Source organism: Streptomyces sp. NPDC102514, assembly GCF_055584525.1.
Genome location: NZ_JBVJLW010000007.1, coordinates 151,448 through 166,139, shown reverse-complemented (window position 1 = coordinate 166,139; position 14,692 = coordinate 151,448). Strand labels below are relative to the sequence as shown.

The following is a 14,692-nucleotide window of genomic DNA, read 5'->3' as shown; positions in this document are numbered from 1 at the left end:
GTGGGAAACTTGAGAGGTGGTCAGGGGACGGGGGACTGCGGCGGCGTTGAGCTGCGCGGAATCCCAACCATCGCTCACAGAAGGGGGATTGGGCCCGTGAAGGGTGATCGCGTGGAGATAGTGGTCGACGCGGGGGACACGACCCGTACGTACGAGGTGGTGGCCAGCCGGGCGGGCCGTCGGGTGGAGACGGCGGTCCGCAGAGGGGTGGTCGAAGTGAGCGAAGTCACCAGGAGTGGATCAGTCGTGCGTACGGCCCGCTTCATGTCCACCCGGGTGCTCGCACTCGTCGAACAACCGGTCCCGAGGGAGGACAGCTCGGAACAGACCGGACGCCCCCTCAGGGAAACCCCCGAGACCTAGAAGGCCTTCTCCACCCAGGGGAGTACTCCGCAGGTCACCGCTCATCCTCCGGGAGGCCCGGTAATAGGTACGAGGGCATGACGACCCACACGCCCCTCCCGCCTAGATTTGTTGTCAAGCGGCGGGTGGCAGCACTCGTCCCCCGAGGTCAGACACCCGCCGCTGCCAGATATGAGAGGTCCGGCGTCGTCAGAGGCCGGACACCACGAGCTTTTCAACAGAACGGTCAGGAGAGGGACCATGGCTGACACGGCATCGCGGGCGATGATCCGTACACAGGGACGCAGGGCGTACACCGCCGCGTTCGGGCCCAGCCGGTCCGGTCGGCGCCACCCCCTGGTGGCGACGGCCATGGTTCTTCCTCTGGCCACCCTGCTTGTAGTCGTCTTCGGCGGCTGGGAGGCAGTGGTCACACAGGCGTCGTCCGTGGGCGTGATGCTGGGGCGCTGAGCGGCGCCCCAGGCCCGGAAGAGCGGTCCGGGCGGGGACATCCGGCCATGAAACCCCGTGGGGACGGGGGTGCGGCGGACGGCAAAAGATGCGGGCGCAGCTGGGGAGCTGCGCCCGCATTGCTTTGCCCGCCCGGGCTCCTGAGATCTTCTGCGTACGCTCCTGTAGATCCTGTGGACCCGCCCACGCGCGACGGGACCGGGGACGGAACCGGACAAGGCCAGCCGAAAAAGGACAAGGCCGGACGGGGCCGGGAACGTACGACCTGAGGGGGACCCGAGTGACCGCAGATGTGCTGCCCGCGCTCAGCGCGAAGGTGCGGGCCGCCGCCCATCCTGCGGCGGAGACCTGCGTCTGCGGTACGGACACCTCCGTGCTGGCCGACCGGCCCGACGGCACCGTGGTCCGGCACGGCGGCACGGTGGCGAAGGCGCACGCCGCCGGCACCGACCCCACGGAGCTCGCGGCGCGGCTGGCCGTGGCCGCGCACCCCGCGCTCGACGGCATCCTCCTGCCGCCGTACGGACCGGGCACGGCCGAGCTGGACGGCAGGCCGGTCACCTTCTGGTCCTACGGCACTCCCGTGGACCGCGACGACCCGGACGCCGCCCCCTGGGAGGAGGCCGCGGCCCTGCTCGCCCGGCTGCACCGGACTCCGTACGCCGTCCTCCCGTCCGGGCTGCCTCCCATGCGTGGCCCGGCGAAGGCGGCCCGCGCGGTCGCCCGCCTCCTGGCGGCGGGACCGCACCCGGCGGCGGCCCCCGTGCTGCGTGCCTGGGCCGTCCTGCCCGCCTGGGCGCGGGACGAGGCCCCGATGCCGGACCTGGGCACGCTCTGCCACGGCGATCTCCACCTGGGCCAGCTGGTGCGGTCGGGCTGCGGCGACTGGCTACTCATCGACATCGACGACCTCGGCCTCGGCGATCCCGCCTGGGACCTGGCCCGTCCCGCGGCCTGGTTCGCCTGCGGGCTCCTGGCGCCCGACGAGTGGACGCGTTTCCTCACCGCGTACCGGAAGGCCGGGGGTACGGCCGTCCCGGCGGACAGCGACCCCTGGCCGGCCCTCGACGTCCCGGCCCGCGCCCTGAGCGTGCAGACCGCGGCGCAGGCGATCGCCAAGTCGGTCGCGGCCGGGCGCCCGTTGGACGAGGTCGAGACGTCCGTGATCGACGCATGTGACCGAATGGCAGCGCACCCACCGGAGTTGGCGGGAGACTACGCGACGTAGGGTGCAACCGACCGCAGCCGGACAGAGTCTGTCCTGGCGGAAGCAGTACCGACAGGCGAGGAGTTGAGCCGAGCATGCAGTGTCCGAAGTGCCATGCGCCGATGCACACGTACAACCGCAATGGTGTCCAGATCGAGCAGTGCAGCGGCTGCCGCGGGATCTTTCTCGACTACGGCGAGCTGGAGTCGCTGACCCGCATGGAGGGCCAGTGGTCGCAGCCCGGCCCGCCGCCGCAGGGCGCCCCGCAGGCCTACCCGTCCGCCCCCGCACCCGCCTGGGGCGCGCCGCAGCACGGCGGTCATGGCGGGCACGGTGGCCACTATGGCCACAAGCGTCAGAAGAGCTTCGGTCACATGCTCTTCTCCTCCTGATCCGGTCCGACCCGGAACACGACGAAGCCCCCGACCGTACGAGACGGCCGGGGGCTTCGGCTGGTGCGCGATACTGGGATTGAACCAGTGACCTCTTCCGTGTCAGGGAAGCGCTCTCCCGCTGAGCTAATCGCGCGGGTGGGACCTGCTGGTGATGCGTACTGCTCGTCCTTCGTACTGTCTGTACTGCGTGCGCGATACTGGGATTGAACCAGTGACCTCTTCCGTGTCAGGGAAGCGCTCTCCCGCTGAGCTAATCGCGCGGGAACCCGGCGAACCGGATCAGTGGACGATACTGGGATTGAACCAGTGACCTCTTCCGTGTCAGGGAAGCGCTCTCCCGCTGAGCTAATCGTCCTTGGAGGTGGAGACGGGATTTGAACCCGTGTAGACGGCTTTGCAGGCCGTTGCCTCGCCTCTCGGCCACTCCACCAGGAGTGCGGGGGGTCGGGAAGATCCCCCACTTCCTGCGAGCGGACGACCAGGTTCGAACTGGCGACCTCAACCTTGGCAAGGTTGCGCTCTACCAACTGAGCTACGTCCGCTTGTCGTTTCCGGTCGGCTCTCGCGTCCCGGCGACGTGTTGAACTCTAGCGGATACCGGGGCCAGCACAAAAACGCGTTTGCGCAGCGTGCTGCGTTACGCCCGCTCCAGGACACGGCCGAGGCACCCGCAGGTCACCCACCATAGACTCACGGTTGTGCACGACCTCCCAGCTCTCGCCCGCTTCGGCGGCCTCGTCGCGACCGGCCTCGTCGATGTCACGGACGACCCCGCGGCCCTCGACTCCAGTGGCTTCTGGGCCGTGAGCGCCGACTTCGAGGGCCGTGTCGTCTGTGCCCGTTTCGCGGACGTACGGCGCGAGGTCGTACCGGCTCCGGTGCCGGGGGAGTGGACGGGACCCGCCGCCGGCGACTGGACGTCGTCGCTCGACCGCGCCGCGTACACGGCGGGTGTACGCCGCATACGGGAGCTCATCGCGACCGGCGAGGTGTACCAGGCGAACCTCTGCCGGGTCCTGTCCGCGCCCATCGCCCCGGACGCCGACGTGGACGCGCTGACCGCCCTGCTGGCACGCGGCAACCCGGCCCCGTACGCCGGAACGATTCGTCTGCCCGGCCACGGGGTCGAGATAGCCACCGCGTCCCCGGAACTCTTCCTGCGCCGCACCGGCCGTGTCGTCGAGTCGGGTCCGATCAAGGGCACCGGCCGCACCGAGGCGGACCTCCTCGAAAAGGACCACGCCGAGAACGTGATGATCGTGGACCTGGTCCGCAACGACCTGGGCCGGGTGTGTGCCACGGGCAGTGTGACCGTGCCCGACCTGTGCGTCGTCGAGAAGCACCCGGGCCTCGTCCACCTCGTCTCCACCGTCCGCGGCGAACTGCGCGAGGACGTGGGCTGGCCGGAGCTGCTGGGCGCGGCCTTCCCGCCCGGATCCGTCACCGGCGCCCCCAAGTCCAGCGCCCTGCGGATCATCGAAGAACTGGAGACGGCCCCCCGCGGGCCGTACTGCGGCGGCATCGGCTGGGTCGACGCCGACCGCGGCACCGCGGAACTGGCCGTCGGGATCCGCACCTTCTGGATCGACCGGGCCGAAGGCGTGCTGCGCTTCGGCTCCGGCGCGGGCATCACGTGGGGCTCGGATCCCCGGCGCGAGTGGGAGGAGACCGAGCTGAAGGCCGCCCGGCTGCTCGCTGTAGCGTCGGGGGAGTACCCAGGGGCGTACGACGCGGGTGAGGCGGGTGGGCTCACCTCCGCGCGCGCCCCCGGAGTCTCCGGCCGGGGAAGCAGGTCAGGCCGGTGACCCGGCACGTTCTCGTCGTTCTCGTGAGGTGAGGTTCAGTGAAGATCTGGCTCGACGGCGGGCTGCAGGACAGCGAGTCGGCCCGCGTCTCCGTGTTCGACCACGGGCTGACCGTGGGCGACGGCGTCTTCGAGACGGTGAAGGCGACCGACGGGCGCACCTTCGCGCTCACCAGACACCTCGACCGCCTGGCACGCTCGGCGAGCGGCCTCGGACTGCCCGAGCCCGACCGCGACGAGCTGCTCAGGGCGTGCGCGGCCGTCCTGGACGCCAATCCCATGCGGCTCGGCCGCCTGCGGATCACGTACACCGGCGGGCACGGGCCGCTCGGCTCGGACCGCGGGGAGCAGGGGCCGACCCTGGTCGTGGCGCTGGCGGAGTCCGGCCGCCGCCCCGACTCCACCGCCGTGATCACCGTCCCCTGGACCCGCAACGAGCGCGGCGCGCTGACGGGCCTCAAGACGACGTCGTACGCCGAGAACGTCGTCGCCCTCGCCCGCGCGCGTGAGCACGGCGGGTCCGAGGCGCTGTTCGCGAACACGGTCGGGCAGCTCTGCGAGGGCACGGGGTCCAACGTCTTCGTCGTCCTCGACGGTGAGATCCACACCCCGCCCGTCGCCTCCGGCTGCCTCGCGGGCATCACCCGCGCCCTCACCGTCGAATGGACCGGCGCCAAGGAGACCGACCTCCCGCTGGACGTCCTGGAGCGGGCCGAGGAGGTCTTCCTGACCTCGACGCTGCGCGACGTACAGGCCGTGCACCGGGTCGACGACCGCGAACTGCCGGGCGCGCCGGGCCCGGTGACCGCGAAGGCCATGCGGATCTTCACCGAGCGGGCGGCCGACGACCTCGACCCCTGAGCCGCACCGTCACCGTGCGGCGATCGCTGACTTGATCCCCGGACCGATCGCTGTCCGGATCCCCGGACCGATCGCTGTCCGGATCTCCGCGCCGGTCGTCGTGCGGGCGCTCGTCGGAACCGTCGGCCGAACTCGATGGCGTGAGGGCGTCCGGACGGGTACAACACCCCTGATGACCACCACCCTGCGGCCGACCGAGCCGCTTCAGCGCGACGCCGACGGGGCGCTCTCCCGTCACTACACGGTGTGTGTGAACAGCCGTCCCGTGGGCGCGATACATCTCGCCACCGACCCCGGTTCCGGACCGCCCGTCGCCCGGATCCGTGAACTGGGCATCGAGGAGCCGGACCGGGGGCGCGGCCGGGGCACGGTGGCCGCGCTCGCCGCGGAGGAGGTGGCGCGCGGCTGGGGCTGCCGGCGCATCGAGGTGTCGGTACCCGCCGACGCGGCGCGGGCCCTGCGACTCGCGACGGCCCTCGGTTACGTGGTCCGCAACCGCGCGTTGGAGAAGCGGCTCGGCGCGACCGCACCCGAACTCCCGGCCGGCAGCCGGGGACGCCCCATGACGGAGACCGAGTTCGACTCCTGGGTGGTGCGGGTCAAGGAGGCCTACACCCAGGAGTGGATCGCCGGGGGGATGCCCGAGGCCGAGGCCCGCGCCAAGGCCGATCAGGACTACGCCACTCTGCTGCCGGACGGGGCCGGCAGCGCGGGCTCGGACCTCGACGTCCTGGAGCACGACGGAACTCCGGTGGGTGTGCTGTGGGTGGCGGCGCGTGACGGATGGGCGTTCGTCTACCGCGTCGATGCCGACGAGGAACACCGGGGCCGGGGGCACGGCCGCTCGCTGATGCTGCTGGCGGAGGTACGGGCATTCGACGCCGGACACGCCGGTGTCCGCCTGAACGTCTTCGCGGGCAACACCCCGGCCGAGCGGCTCTACGAGTCACTCGGCTACGGGACGACCACGTACCACTTCTACAAAGACCTGCTGTAGCCGCGGGAGCCCCCTGAGAGGGCGGGCGTCAGGACTCCTGCCCGGCCAGCAGCCGGTCCACGATCTCCTCGACGCGCTCGCGCAGCCCGTCCTGGCTCTTGCCGCCGTCGAGGCGCTCGCCGTCGATGACGTACGTCGGCGTGCCGGTCACGCCGATCGCCTTGCCCTCGGCCTGGTCGGCGTCGACGATCAGGATGTGCCGGCCGTCGATCAGGGCCGTGTCGAACTCCTCGACGTCCAGGCCGAGCCCGCGGGCCACATCGAGGAGGACCGCCTCCCCGTCGCGGTCCAGCTCCGACACCCGCTCCAGCACCGCCTCGACGTACGGCCAGGCCTTGCCCTGTTCCGCGGCCTCCTCGGCGGCCTGGGCCGCCGCGAACGCGTGCTTGTGCTTCTCCAGCGGGAAATGCCGCAGCCGCAGCTCCAGCCGGTCGCCGTAGCGGGCACGCAGCGCGCGCAGGTCGTCGAAGGCACTGCGGCAGTCCGGGCACTGCAGTTCGCACCAGATGTCCAGTACGGGGACGGCGGGGCGGGCGGGGGAGGAGTCGCTCATGGGGCCAGTCTCCCAGCCGGGGCCCACGTGCCCCAACCGGGACCTCCGGGCGACCCCGGGTCCGCCCGGTCCGCCCTGCAGCCGGTGGGCGCCGACCGCGATTCTCCCCGGCGATGCCTCGCCATGGACCGGCCACCTGGACCGGCAGCCTGGACCGGCACCTCAGGAGGACCCGACCCGGAGATGTCCCTGAGGTCTCCCCGGACCATGGCATACCGGGCGTGCGGCGGTGCAGGATGGAAGGGACGAAGTGCCCCCGACCGACCCACCCGCCCCGCCTGGAGGACCGGATGATTGCCGAGACCGTCTGTTCCGCCGTCGCCGCGGCAGGCCTGGGCATCGCCGCGGTCACCGCGTACCGCAAGCGTTTCCTGACCGCGGCCCGCCTTGCCGCGTACTCGCTGGTCCCGCTCGGTCTGGTGATGACCGGGGTCGTCGAATGGGCGGCCGACACGGCGTTCAGTCCGACCGCCTGGGCCGGTGTCGGCGTGCTCGGGGCGGCCTGGCTGCTGTTCATGACCACGCGCGCCGTGGAGCGGCGTACGGGCGGGACCCGCAAGGAGCGCAGGGCTGCCAGGGCCGCGCAGCGCGAGGCGGTGGCTCCGGCGGCCTCGGCCCCCTCGCTGGGCCCGGCGGCGGCCCGTCCCGCGGCCCGTCCCGAGAGCAAGCCGCGCAAGGCCCCGGCGGGGGAGGACTTCAGCGACATCGAAGCCATCCTGAAAAAGCACGGGATATGAAGAATGCGGCGGCACGCGAGGATCTCCTGATTCGCCACAGAGAGCCGGACGAACACCCGGCCGCGCTCCATGAAGGCCCGCTCGCACACGCGTATCCCAGATCGTGGAACATCGTGTCACGGATTTCGGCTAACTCCCCCATAATCCGGGCGTGTTGATCGCGTAGGGCCTCTCGGCTGCGTCATCATCGCGGCGAGATGCTGGACACAACCCAGAGCGACACCGTTGTTCCTCCCGAGGAACGGCGGGGTTGTCTCTTCGCGCTTTCTCAGCCACCGCTGATGATCTTCCTTGCGGTGATCGGCTGTTTGCTGCTCATGGCTTCGCTGCACGATCTGCTGCTGCTCTGAGCCGTATGCGGAGTCCCCGGCGCCACCCGCTGAGGACTCCGTCAGCCTGCCGCTTCTTTGCGCCGTGCCCTGTACGCGGCCACATGTAGGCGGTTTCCGCAGGTGCGGCTGTCGCAGTAGCGGCGGGAGCGGTTGCGGGAGAGGTCGACGAAGGCACGTCGGCAGTCCGGTGCCTCACAGCGGCGCAGCCGCTCCTCTTCTCCGGCCACCACGAAGAACGCCAGTGCCATGCCGCAGTCCGCGGCGAGATGATCGGCGACGGACGCGCCGGGCGCGAAGTAGTGCACGTGCCAGTCGTAGCCGTCATGGTTCGTGAGACGCGGAGTGGTTCCGGCGGCGGCGACCAGTTCGTTGATGAGCGAGGCGGCGGTCCGGGCGTCCGGGGCGGCGAAGACCGCGGCGAAGCGCCCCCGAATCCGGCGCACCGCCGACAGATCGAGCTCGGACAGGGTCCCGACATCACTCATGGCGTGTTTTCGCACGAAGTCGAGCAGCGCCGCGAGGTTCGCGAGTCCGTCCGGGGTGTCGTCCTCCGGTGCGGTGTTCACCAGATCGACCACGGTGTCGAGGGCGCACCGGGTGTCGTGGGTGATCAGCACGTTTCGCTCCCTGGCCTGAAGGTCGGGCAACCGCCCGCCGATGCTGGCCGATGCTAGCGGCTCCCGCCCGAAGCGACGGCGCCCCGACAGCACGCAGGCGGACGACCCCGATCCACACGCCCCGCACCCCCACGCGCCCAGGGGCGCGGGGAACGGCGCGCTCAGCCCAGGACGGCGGCGAGGGATCGTACGACGGTCACCCCCACCCACCGAGGGGCGCGGGGAACGGCGCGCTCAGCCCGGGACGGCGTGCAGGGGCCATGCGACGTCCACCCCCACGCACCCAGGGGCGCGGGGAACGGCGCGCTCAGCGCAGGGCGGCGGCCAGGGAACGTACGACGGTCACCCCCACCCCCCACCCCCACGCAGCCGCAACAAGGCCCAAGCGCACAACACAGGCGCCGCCCCCGCGGGCTAACGCGGAGACGGCGCCCATGTCATCCATATGCGGTTGTCTGAGCCCGAGCCGTCTCCCCGAGTGGACGGCGCCGGGCGGCTTGGTACGAAGCCTCGTCCTAGCTTTCGGCCAGGATGTGTGAGAGCTCCGTATCGAGATCGAAGTGCCGGTGTTCCGTGCCGGGAGGCACGGCGGCGTCGGTTCGCTTGAGGAACGACTCCAGGGCCCGCGCAGGGGCCTCCAGCAGAGCTTCGCCCTCCGGAGAGCTCAGGGCGATGCACACGACGCCCTGACCATGACTGCGGGACGGCCAGACTCGGACGTCGCCGGTACCGGTGGGCCGGTGCAGGCCCTCGGCGAGAAGGTCGCGGGCGAACACCCACTCGACAGTCTCCTCCGCTCCGGTGTGGAAGGTGGCGTGCACGGCGTAGGGATCGGCCGTGTCGTACCGCAGGCCTGCGGGGACAGGCAGAGAGGACTCGCTCGACACAACGAGGCGCAGGTGCAGCTCGCAGCTGACCGTGGTGTTCATAAGCGCCAGGGCCTTTCGCTCAGTGTGCGCTCGGGGATTCGCACGTCGGCGAAATCGACATGCCACCTACGGTGCCGTTGTAAACCCCTCTGAGTGTTTTGCGTGTCTTTAGGTACCTCATCCGGCCGAGTCCTCGTTCGCGTACTACGACCATTCCGGTGACCGGTTTCCGTCCGGTAGGGTTTGGCCGTATGAATACGGGGAGTGACCGAACGGGGGAGGTCGCCATGGCGGCCGACGAAACCAAGAGCGAGCCGGCGCTCGGATCCCGTGCGCCGCAATTCATCAAGGCACGCCGCATGCTGCACCTGAGCTGGCAGGTGGGTGTGTTCGTAGTAGGTCTCGCGGTCGTCGTGGCCGGAGTGATCATGCTGCCGCTGCCCGGTCCGGGCTGGCTGGTGATTTTCGGCGGTATGGCGATCTGGGCGACCGAGTTCGTCTGGGCGCAGCTGGTGCTCCGCTGGACGAAACGCAAAGTCACCGAGGCCACACAGAAGGCTCTCGACCCGAAGGTCCGGCGCCGCAACATCATCCTGACGACCATCGGGCTGGTGATCATCGCGGTACTGGTCGGGGTGTACGTGTGGAAGTTCGGCATCGAGATGCCGTGGAACATCAAGGAGTAGCGGCGGTTCACGCGCTCACGGGCCGGTCGGGCGCACGCCCTGACATGGGGTAATCTTCTTCCTGCGCCCGGGCGATTAGCTCAGCGGGAGAGCGCTTCGTTCACACCGAAGAGGTCACTGGTTCGATCCCAGTATCGCCCACACTGCCGATAGGCGGCTTGGGTCCACGTAATCCGTGGACCCAAGCCGCCTATCGCCGTTCCGGGCAACACGCCCCCCGGTCAGCCACCGGAAGTCCAGCCGCAGCCGCACCTCGCGGTCCAGCGGTGACGTGCGTCCAGTGGCCACAAACGCAGGTCACGGATCGCGACCCGGAGCGACTCCGGCCCCGAGGGGCGCGAGACTCGCCCGCTGCCGCCAAGAAGGCCCGCGGGGCAGGCTGTACGACCCGCCCCGGACCCGGTCGAGCCCCCGTCCCGGAAAGGGCGCGAGGAGCTAGCCCGAGGCCGCCCCAGGCGGCACACGGCCCCCGACCAGTCGCTTCACCTCCAAAGACACACCGCCGAAGCGACAGGCGACCCCGCGCACCACCTGCCCCAGACCCTCTCGGGCGACAGCCCCCGCACACTCCGGCCCCGCGGAAACCCTCGGTGGACCCTCCCTGCAGAATCCCTCCCCAAGGAAGCCGCCTCAGAGGCGATCCCCCTCCCAGGCGGCCCGGCAACCCGGCACCCCACCCCTTTCAGCCCCCCTCCCCAAACCCCCACCCCCCGACATTCCCGTTCGACCACCCGACCCACCCCGCCCTACCTGCGGAGTCGCCCAACTCCGTAGTCAATTCGCCCCAGTTCACGCTCAGGCCCGCGCGAGCCGCTTCACATCAATTCCTGTCCGAATCATTGACGCCCGCGAAGGGCCTCCGTACCTTGTGCCAGCAAGCGCTTACTTGAAACGATTCATGGCAGCGGACAGCGACGTCGCAAGGAGGCCCGACTGTGGGGATAAACGGGAGTGTCGAGAGGCGGACGGTCCTCAAGGCGGCCGGGGCGTCGCTCGCGACGGCGGGGCTGGCCGCGACCACGGGCTGTGGCGGTGACAGCGGTGGATCGGGCGACGGCACGGTCGAGATCCGCTTCGCCTGGTGGGGTGCCGAGGAGCGGGCCAAGCGCATCAACCAGTCCATCAAGCTCTTCGAGAAGAAGTACCCGAAGATCAAGGTGAAGACGGACTTCCAGGATTACGTGGCCTTTTGGGAGAAGTTCCAGACTCAGGCCGCGGGCGGAAATCCACCGGACGTATTCCAGAACGCGGTCGCATTCCTGCGGAAGTACGACAAGAGAAGTGTTCTGCTTGACCTCAAGTCGCAAGTGGACGCGGGAAATCTGGACCTCAAGAACTTCCGCGCCGGAGTGGAGAAGGTCGGCGAGGTCGACGGAAAACTCCTCGGCGTACCCGTCGGCTCGAACACCATGTCACTCGTCATCGACGAGAAAGTCTTCAAGGCCGCCGGGGTGAAGGCCGAACAGGGCTGGACCTGGGACGAGTACTTCGCCGCGCTCAAGAAGATCCATGACACCCAGAAGGTCGCGGGCGACACCGGCTACTTCGGGATCATGTACCTCTACGACCTCTATCTGCGGCAGAACGGCAAGGCGTTCTTCACCGAGGACGGACTCGGCTTCGAGGAGACCGATCTGACGGAGTGGTGGCAGGACGGCTACAACCGCGTCAAGGCCGGCATCGTGACCGACCCGAAGAAGGTCGAGCAGCTCAAGCCCAAGTCGGCGCTGGCCTCCGGGGACGGCGCGTCCGAGTTCACCTGGGACAACTTCACCGTGCGCTACGCCACGGAGGGCGACAGCAGCTACGGTCTGGCGCCGATCCCCACGACCGACGGCAAGGAGACCGGCCAGTACCTCGGCTCACTCATGCTGAGCGGTTTCGCGCGGACCAAGCACCCGAAGGAGGTCGCGCAGTTCATCTCCTTCATGGTGCACGACCCCGAGGTCGGCAAGATCATGGGCTACGACCGCGGCCTCCTCTCCACCACCGAGCAGTTCGACGCGTACAAGCCGGAAGACGCCCCCAACCAGGCGATCGCGAAGTACGAGGCGGACGTCGCCGAGGCCGGACTGCTCGGCACGATCACACCGCACCCGGCGGGCGCCGACACCGTGGAAGCCGCGTTCCTGCGGGTCGCCAGTGACATGTCGACGGGCAAGACCAAGGTCTCCGACGCGGTCAAGCAGTTCTTCTCCGAGGCGAAGACCGCCCTCGCCACCTGATGGGAACAGCAGTGACGACGCTCATCAAGGACTCTCCGCCGGATGCCCCGGCGAAGCGTCCCGGCCGCCCCGTCGCCGTGAAGCGGCGGGGCCGCCGGGAGAACCTGGCCGGCTACCTCTTCATGTCCCCCTGGATCGCCGGCTTTCTGCTGCTGACCGCGGGGCCCATGGCCGCATCGCTGTATTTCGCGTTCACCGACTACAACCTCTTCGACTCCCCGAAGTGGATCGGCTTCGACAACTTCACCAGGATGTTCGACGACCCCCGGTGGCAGAAGTCGGTCGAGGTGACGGCGAAGTACGTCATCATCGGCACCCCGCTGAAACTGCTCCTCGCGCTCGGGGTCGCCCTGCTGCTCGCCCAGAGCCGCCGCGGACAGGCCTTCTACCGGGCCGCGTTCTACGCCCCCTCGCTGATCGGCGCGAGCGTGTCCATCGGCTTCGTATGGCGCGCGCTGTTCTCCGACGACGCCGCCGTGGACCGTACGCAGTCGTTCTTCGGATTCGACGTGGGCGGCTGGGTCGGGAACCCGGACTGGGTGCTCTACAGCCTGGTGGCGCTCACCGTCTGGCAGTTCGGCGCCCCCATGGTCATCTTCCTCGCCGGTCTGAAGCAGGTGCCCAAGGAACTGTACGAGGCGGCCGAGGTCGACGGCGCGGGACCGTTCAAACGGTTCTGGAGCATCACCCTGCCGATGATTTCCCCGGTGCTGTTCTTCAACGTGCTGCTGGAGACCATCCACTCGTTCCAGATCTTCGGTTCCGCGTACGTCGTCTCCAACGCATCCTGCGGACCGGCCGACTCCACGCTCGTCTACACCTGTTACCTGTACCAGAAGGGCTTCAAGGAGGCCCAGATGGGCTTCGCCTCGGCGATGGCCTGGATGCTGCTGCTCGCCGTGGCCCTGGTGACGGTCGTCCTCTTCTGGTCCCAGAAGCGATGGGTGCACTACGAGGAGGCCTCCCGATGAGCACCACCACCACGACCACCGGCGTGTCCACGAGTAATGGCACCGGTACGAAGACCGCACCGCCACGCAAGCCCCTGGCGCTCGGGCGGAGGACCGGCGGGTCGCTCGTCTGGCACCTCGGCGCCCTGCTGGTCCTCGCGGTCGTCCTCTACCCCGTCGTCTGGGTCATCGGCGCCTCGTTCAAGCCCAGCCGGGAGATCATCGGCAGTCTGCAGCTCTTCCCGACCAGCCCGATCCTGCAGAACTTCAAGGGGCTGGCCGACGGCATCGCGGACATCTCGATCGCCACGTTCTTCCAGAACTCGCTCTTCTACGCGCTCGGCTCCGTCGTCGGCATCCTGGTCTCCTGCTCGCTGACGGCGTACGCGTTCGCCCGTATCCGGTTCGCCGGGCGCAACCTGATGTTCTCGCTGATGATCGGCACCCTGCTGCTGCCGTACCACGTGCTGCTGATCCCGCAGTACGTGATGTTCCAGAAGATGGAACTGATCAACACGTACGTGCCGCTGCTGATCGGCAAGTTCCTCGCCACCGAGGCGTTCTTCGTCTTCCTCATGGTGCAGTTCATGCGGAACCTGCCCAGGGAACTGGACGAGGCGGCACGGCTCGACGGCTGTGGGCATCTGCGGATCTACTGGTCGATCGTGCTGCCGCTGTGCCGCCCGGCCCTCATCACCAGTGCGATCTTCACCTTCATCAACGCCTGGAACGACTTCATGGGCCCGCTGATCTACCTCAACGAGCCCGCCAAGTACACCGTCTCCCTCGGCATGATGATGTTCCGCGACCAGGAGGGCGTCGCCAACTACGGCGGCATGATCGCCATGTCACTGGTGGCGCTGCTGCCCGTGCTGGCGTTCTTCCTCGCCTTCCAGCGCTACCTCATCGACGGTATGGCGACCTCCGGTCTGAAGGGCTGAACAGGTCATGACCCAGACGCGCACGAAGGCCCGTACGGCCGCTGTCACGCGACGTGAATCCGCCTTCGCCGAGCGGTTCGCGCTCTTCGCCGAGTGTCTGCTCACCGGGGTGTGGATCGCGGTGGCCTCGCTGGCCGTCGTCACCTACCCGGCCGCGTTCGCGGCCGGGGCACGGCACCTGCGACGGCGTACGGGCCATGAGTCGGGCGGCTGGCGGGAGTTCGTCGCGGACTTCCGCCTGGCCGTGCGCGGCGGGTGGGCCGCCGGGCTCGCCGGGTGGGCCGCGGCCCTCGCGGTGTGGGTGGACGTCCAGGCCGTGCGCGCCGGGATTCCGGGAGGTCCGTTCGTCGGGGCCGTGGGGCTGTTCGCGCTGATCGGGCTGGCCGTCGCCGGGCTGCGCGCGGCGGCCGTCTGGGAGCCGGGCGCCCGGTGGCGGGAACTGCTCGGCGCCGCCGGACGCCGTACGGTCCTGGACCCCGCCGGGTCCTTCTTGCTCGTCGGCGGACTGGCGGTCGTGGCCGTCTCCGGCTGGTTCGTGCCGCCGCTGGCGATCCCCGTCCTCGGGGCCGTCGCGGCGGCGGCCCTCGCCGTGGAGGAACGCGGGCGCCGACGCCGCTGACCGGCCGTCCCGACGGTCCTGACCACTTCGCACAAGGTCGGCGCCCGGCGCCGTACCTCTCTCTGTCATGCACCTGACCTCCTCGC

The 14,692-nt window shown here is 69.6% G+C and carries 17 protein-coding genes and 6 tRNA genes; 15 read left to right on the top strand and 8 right to left on the bottom strand.

The window, feature by feature from the left end:
- Positions 1-96 precede the first annotated feature (96 nt).
- From ACZ60E_RS19685 to ACZ60E_RS19670, 4 genes are all read left to right on the top strand, one after another.
- Positions 97-363 carry a hypothetical protein gene (locus ACZ60E_RS19685; protein ID WP_384810261.1) on the top strand — a complete coding sequence of 89 codons (267 nt, stop codon included), beginning with the start codon at positions 97-99 and terminating at the stop codon, positions 361-363.
- 240 nt (positions 364-603) lie between these two features.
- Positions 604-813: a hypothetical protein gene (locus ACZ60E_RS19680; RefSeq protein WP_107019729.1), complete on the top strand. Its 210-nt coding sequence runs from the start codon at positions 604-606 to the stop codon at positions 811-813.
- Between the two features lie 280 nt (positions 814-1,093).
- Entirely contained in the window at positions 1,094-2,041 is a 948-nt protein-coding gene (locus ACZ60E_RS19675) for an aminoglycoside phosphotransferase family protein (RefSeq protein WP_469441973.1), read from the top strand.
- A 74-nt stretch (positions 2,042-2,115) separates the two neighbouring features.
- The gene (locus tag ACZ60E_RS19670) at positions 2,116-2,412 is read left to right on the top strand and encodes a TFIIB-type zinc ribbon-containing protein (protein ID WP_384810254.1); all 297 of its coding nucleotides are present in this window, start codon (positions 2,116-2,118) and stop codon (positions 2,410-2,412) included.
- Positions 2,413-2,473: 61 nt separating this feature from the next.
- Here ACZ60E_RS19670 and ACZ60E_RS19665 read toward each other — a convergent pair.
- The 5 genes from ACZ60E_RS19665 to ACZ60E_RS19645 all read right to left on the bottom strand — a co-directional run bounded on the left by ACZ60E_RS19665 (position 2,474) and on the right by ACZ60E_RS19645 (position 2,957).
- Positions 2,474-2,548: transfer RNA gene (locus ACZ60E_RS19665), tRNA-Val, on the bottom strand.
- A gap of 55 nt (positions 2,549-2,603) precedes the next feature.
- Positions 2,604-2,675: transfer RNA gene (locus ACZ60E_RS19660), tRNA-Val, on the bottom strand.
- A gap of 23 nt (positions 2,676-2,698) precedes the next feature.
- A tRNA-Val gene (locus ACZ60E_RS19655) sits at positions 2,699-2,770 on the bottom strand.
- Position 2,771: 1 nt separating this feature from the next.
- Positions 2,772-2,845: transfer RNA gene (locus ACZ60E_RS19650), tRNA-Cys, on the bottom strand.
- A gap of 39 nt (positions 2,846-2,884) precedes the next feature.
- Positions 2,885-2,957 (bottom strand) — tRNA-Gly (locus ACZ60E_RS19645).
- 156 nt (positions 2,958-3,113) lie between these two features.
- On the opposite strand from ACZ60E_RS19645, the gene ACZ60E_RS19640 reads away from it, so the two are divergent.
- From ACZ60E_RS19640 to ACZ60E_RS19630, 3 genes are all read left to right on the top strand, one after another.
- On the top strand, positions 3,114-4,220 hold the full coding sequence (locus ACZ60E_RS19640) for a chorismate-binding protein (protein WP_469441970.1): 1,107 nt from the start codon (positions 3,114-3,116) through the stop codon (positions 4,218-4,220).
- A gap of 38 nt (positions 4,221-4,258) precedes the next feature.
- On the top strand, positions 4,259-5,080 hold the full coding sequence (locus ACZ60E_RS19635) for an aminotransferase class IV (RefSeq protein ID WP_469441968.1): 822 nt from the start codon (positions 4,259-4,261) through the stop codon (positions 5,078-5,080).
- 172 nt (positions 5,081-5,252) lie between these two features.
- Complete coding sequence (locus ACZ60E_RS19630) at positions 5,253-6,077, top strand: GNAT family N-acetyltransferase (RefSeq protein ID WP_469441966.1); 825 nt, start codon at positions 5,253-5,255, stop codon at positions 6,075-6,077.
- A gap of 28 nt (positions 6,078-6,105) precedes the next feature.
- Here the strand turns inward: ACZ60E_RS19630 and ACZ60E_RS19625 are convergent, their stop codons facing one another.
- A complete protein-coding gene (locus tag ACZ60E_RS19625; RefSeq protein WP_469441964.1) occupies positions 6,106-6,630 on the bottom strand; it encodes a DsbA family protein in 525 nt (174 codons plus the stop codon).
- Positions 6,631-6,920: 290 nt separating this feature from the next.
- Between ACZ60E_RS19625 and ACZ60E_RS19620 the strand changes: the two genes are divergently transcribed.
- Both ACZ60E_RS19620 and ACZ60E_RS19615 read left to right on the top strand, forming a co-directional pair.
- On the top strand, positions 6,921-7,367 hold the full coding sequence (locus ACZ60E_RS19620; RefSeq protein WP_385834938.1) for a hypothetical protein: 447 nt from the start codon (positions 6,921-6,923) through the stop codon (positions 7,365-7,367).
- 197 nt (positions 7,368-7,564) lie between these two features.
- Positions 7,565-7,717, top strand: coding sequence for a hypothetical protein (locus ACZ60E_RS19615; RefSeq protein ID WP_189772695.1), 153 nt, complete (start codon positions 7,565-7,567; stop codon positions 7,715-7,717).
- Positions 7,718-7,758: 41 nt separating this feature from the next.
- On the opposite strand, the gene ACZ60E_RS19610 is transcribed toward ACZ60E_RS19615, so the two are convergent.
- Both ACZ60E_RS19610 and ACZ60E_RS19605 read right to left on the bottom strand, forming a co-directional pair.
- A complete protein-coding gene (locus tag ACZ60E_RS19610; RefSeq protein WP_384810235.1) occupies positions 7,759-8,316 on the bottom strand; it encodes a CGNR zinc finger domain-containing protein in 558 nt (185 codons plus the stop codon).
- 515 nt (positions 8,317-8,831) lie between these two features.
- Positions 8,832-9,245, bottom strand: a complete 414-nt coding sequence (locus tag ACZ60E_RS19605) for an SsgA family sporulation/cell division regulator (RefSeq protein ID WP_003959770.1) — start codon at positions 9,243-9,245, stop codon at positions 8,832-8,834.
- 191 nt (positions 9,246-9,436) lie between these two features.
- Between ACZ60E_RS19605 and ACZ60E_RS19600 the strand changes: the two genes are divergently transcribed.
- The 6 genes from ACZ60E_RS19600 (at position 9,437) to ACZ60E_RS19575 (ending at position 14,606) form a co-directional block, all read left to right on the top strand.
- On the top strand, positions 9,437-9,871 hold the full coding sequence (locus ACZ60E_RS19600) for a TIGR02611 family protein (RefSeq protein WP_384810232.1): 435 nt from the start codon (positions 9,437-9,439) through the stop codon (positions 9,869-9,871).
- Positions 9,872-9,940: 69 nt separating this feature from the next.
- Positions 9,941-10,012 (top strand) — tRNA-Val (locus ACZ60E_RS19595).
- A gap of 794 nt (positions 10,013-10,806) precedes the next feature.
- The gene (locus tag ACZ60E_RS19590) at positions 10,807-12,096 is read left to right on the top strand and encodes an ABC transporter substrate-binding protein (RefSeq protein WP_469441963.1); all 1,290 of its coding nucleotides are present in this window, start codon (positions 10,807-10,809) and stop codon (positions 12,094-12,096) included.
- Positions 12,096-13,067, top strand: coding sequence for a carbohydrate ABC transporter permease (locus ACZ60E_RS19585; protein WP_385834937.1), 972 nt, complete (start codon positions 12,096-12,098; stop codon positions 13,065-13,067). The genes ACZ60E_RS19590 and ACZ60E_RS19585 overlap by 1 nt, the downstream gene beginning before the upstream one ends.
- Positions 13,064-13,987, top strand: a complete 924-nt coding sequence (locus ACZ60E_RS19580) for a carbohydrate ABC transporter permease (protein WP_469441961.1) — start codon at positions 13,064-13,066, stop codon at positions 13,985-13,987. Before ACZ60E_RS19585 ends, ACZ60E_RS19580 begins: the two co-directional genes overlap by 4 nt.
- Positions 13,988-13,994: 7 nt before the next feature.
- Positions 13,995-14,606, top strand: coding sequence for a hypothetical protein (locus ACZ60E_RS19575; protein ID WP_469441959.1), 612 nt, complete (start codon positions 13,995-13,997; stop codon positions 14,604-14,606).
- Positions 14,607-14,692 lie beyond the last annotated feature (86 nt).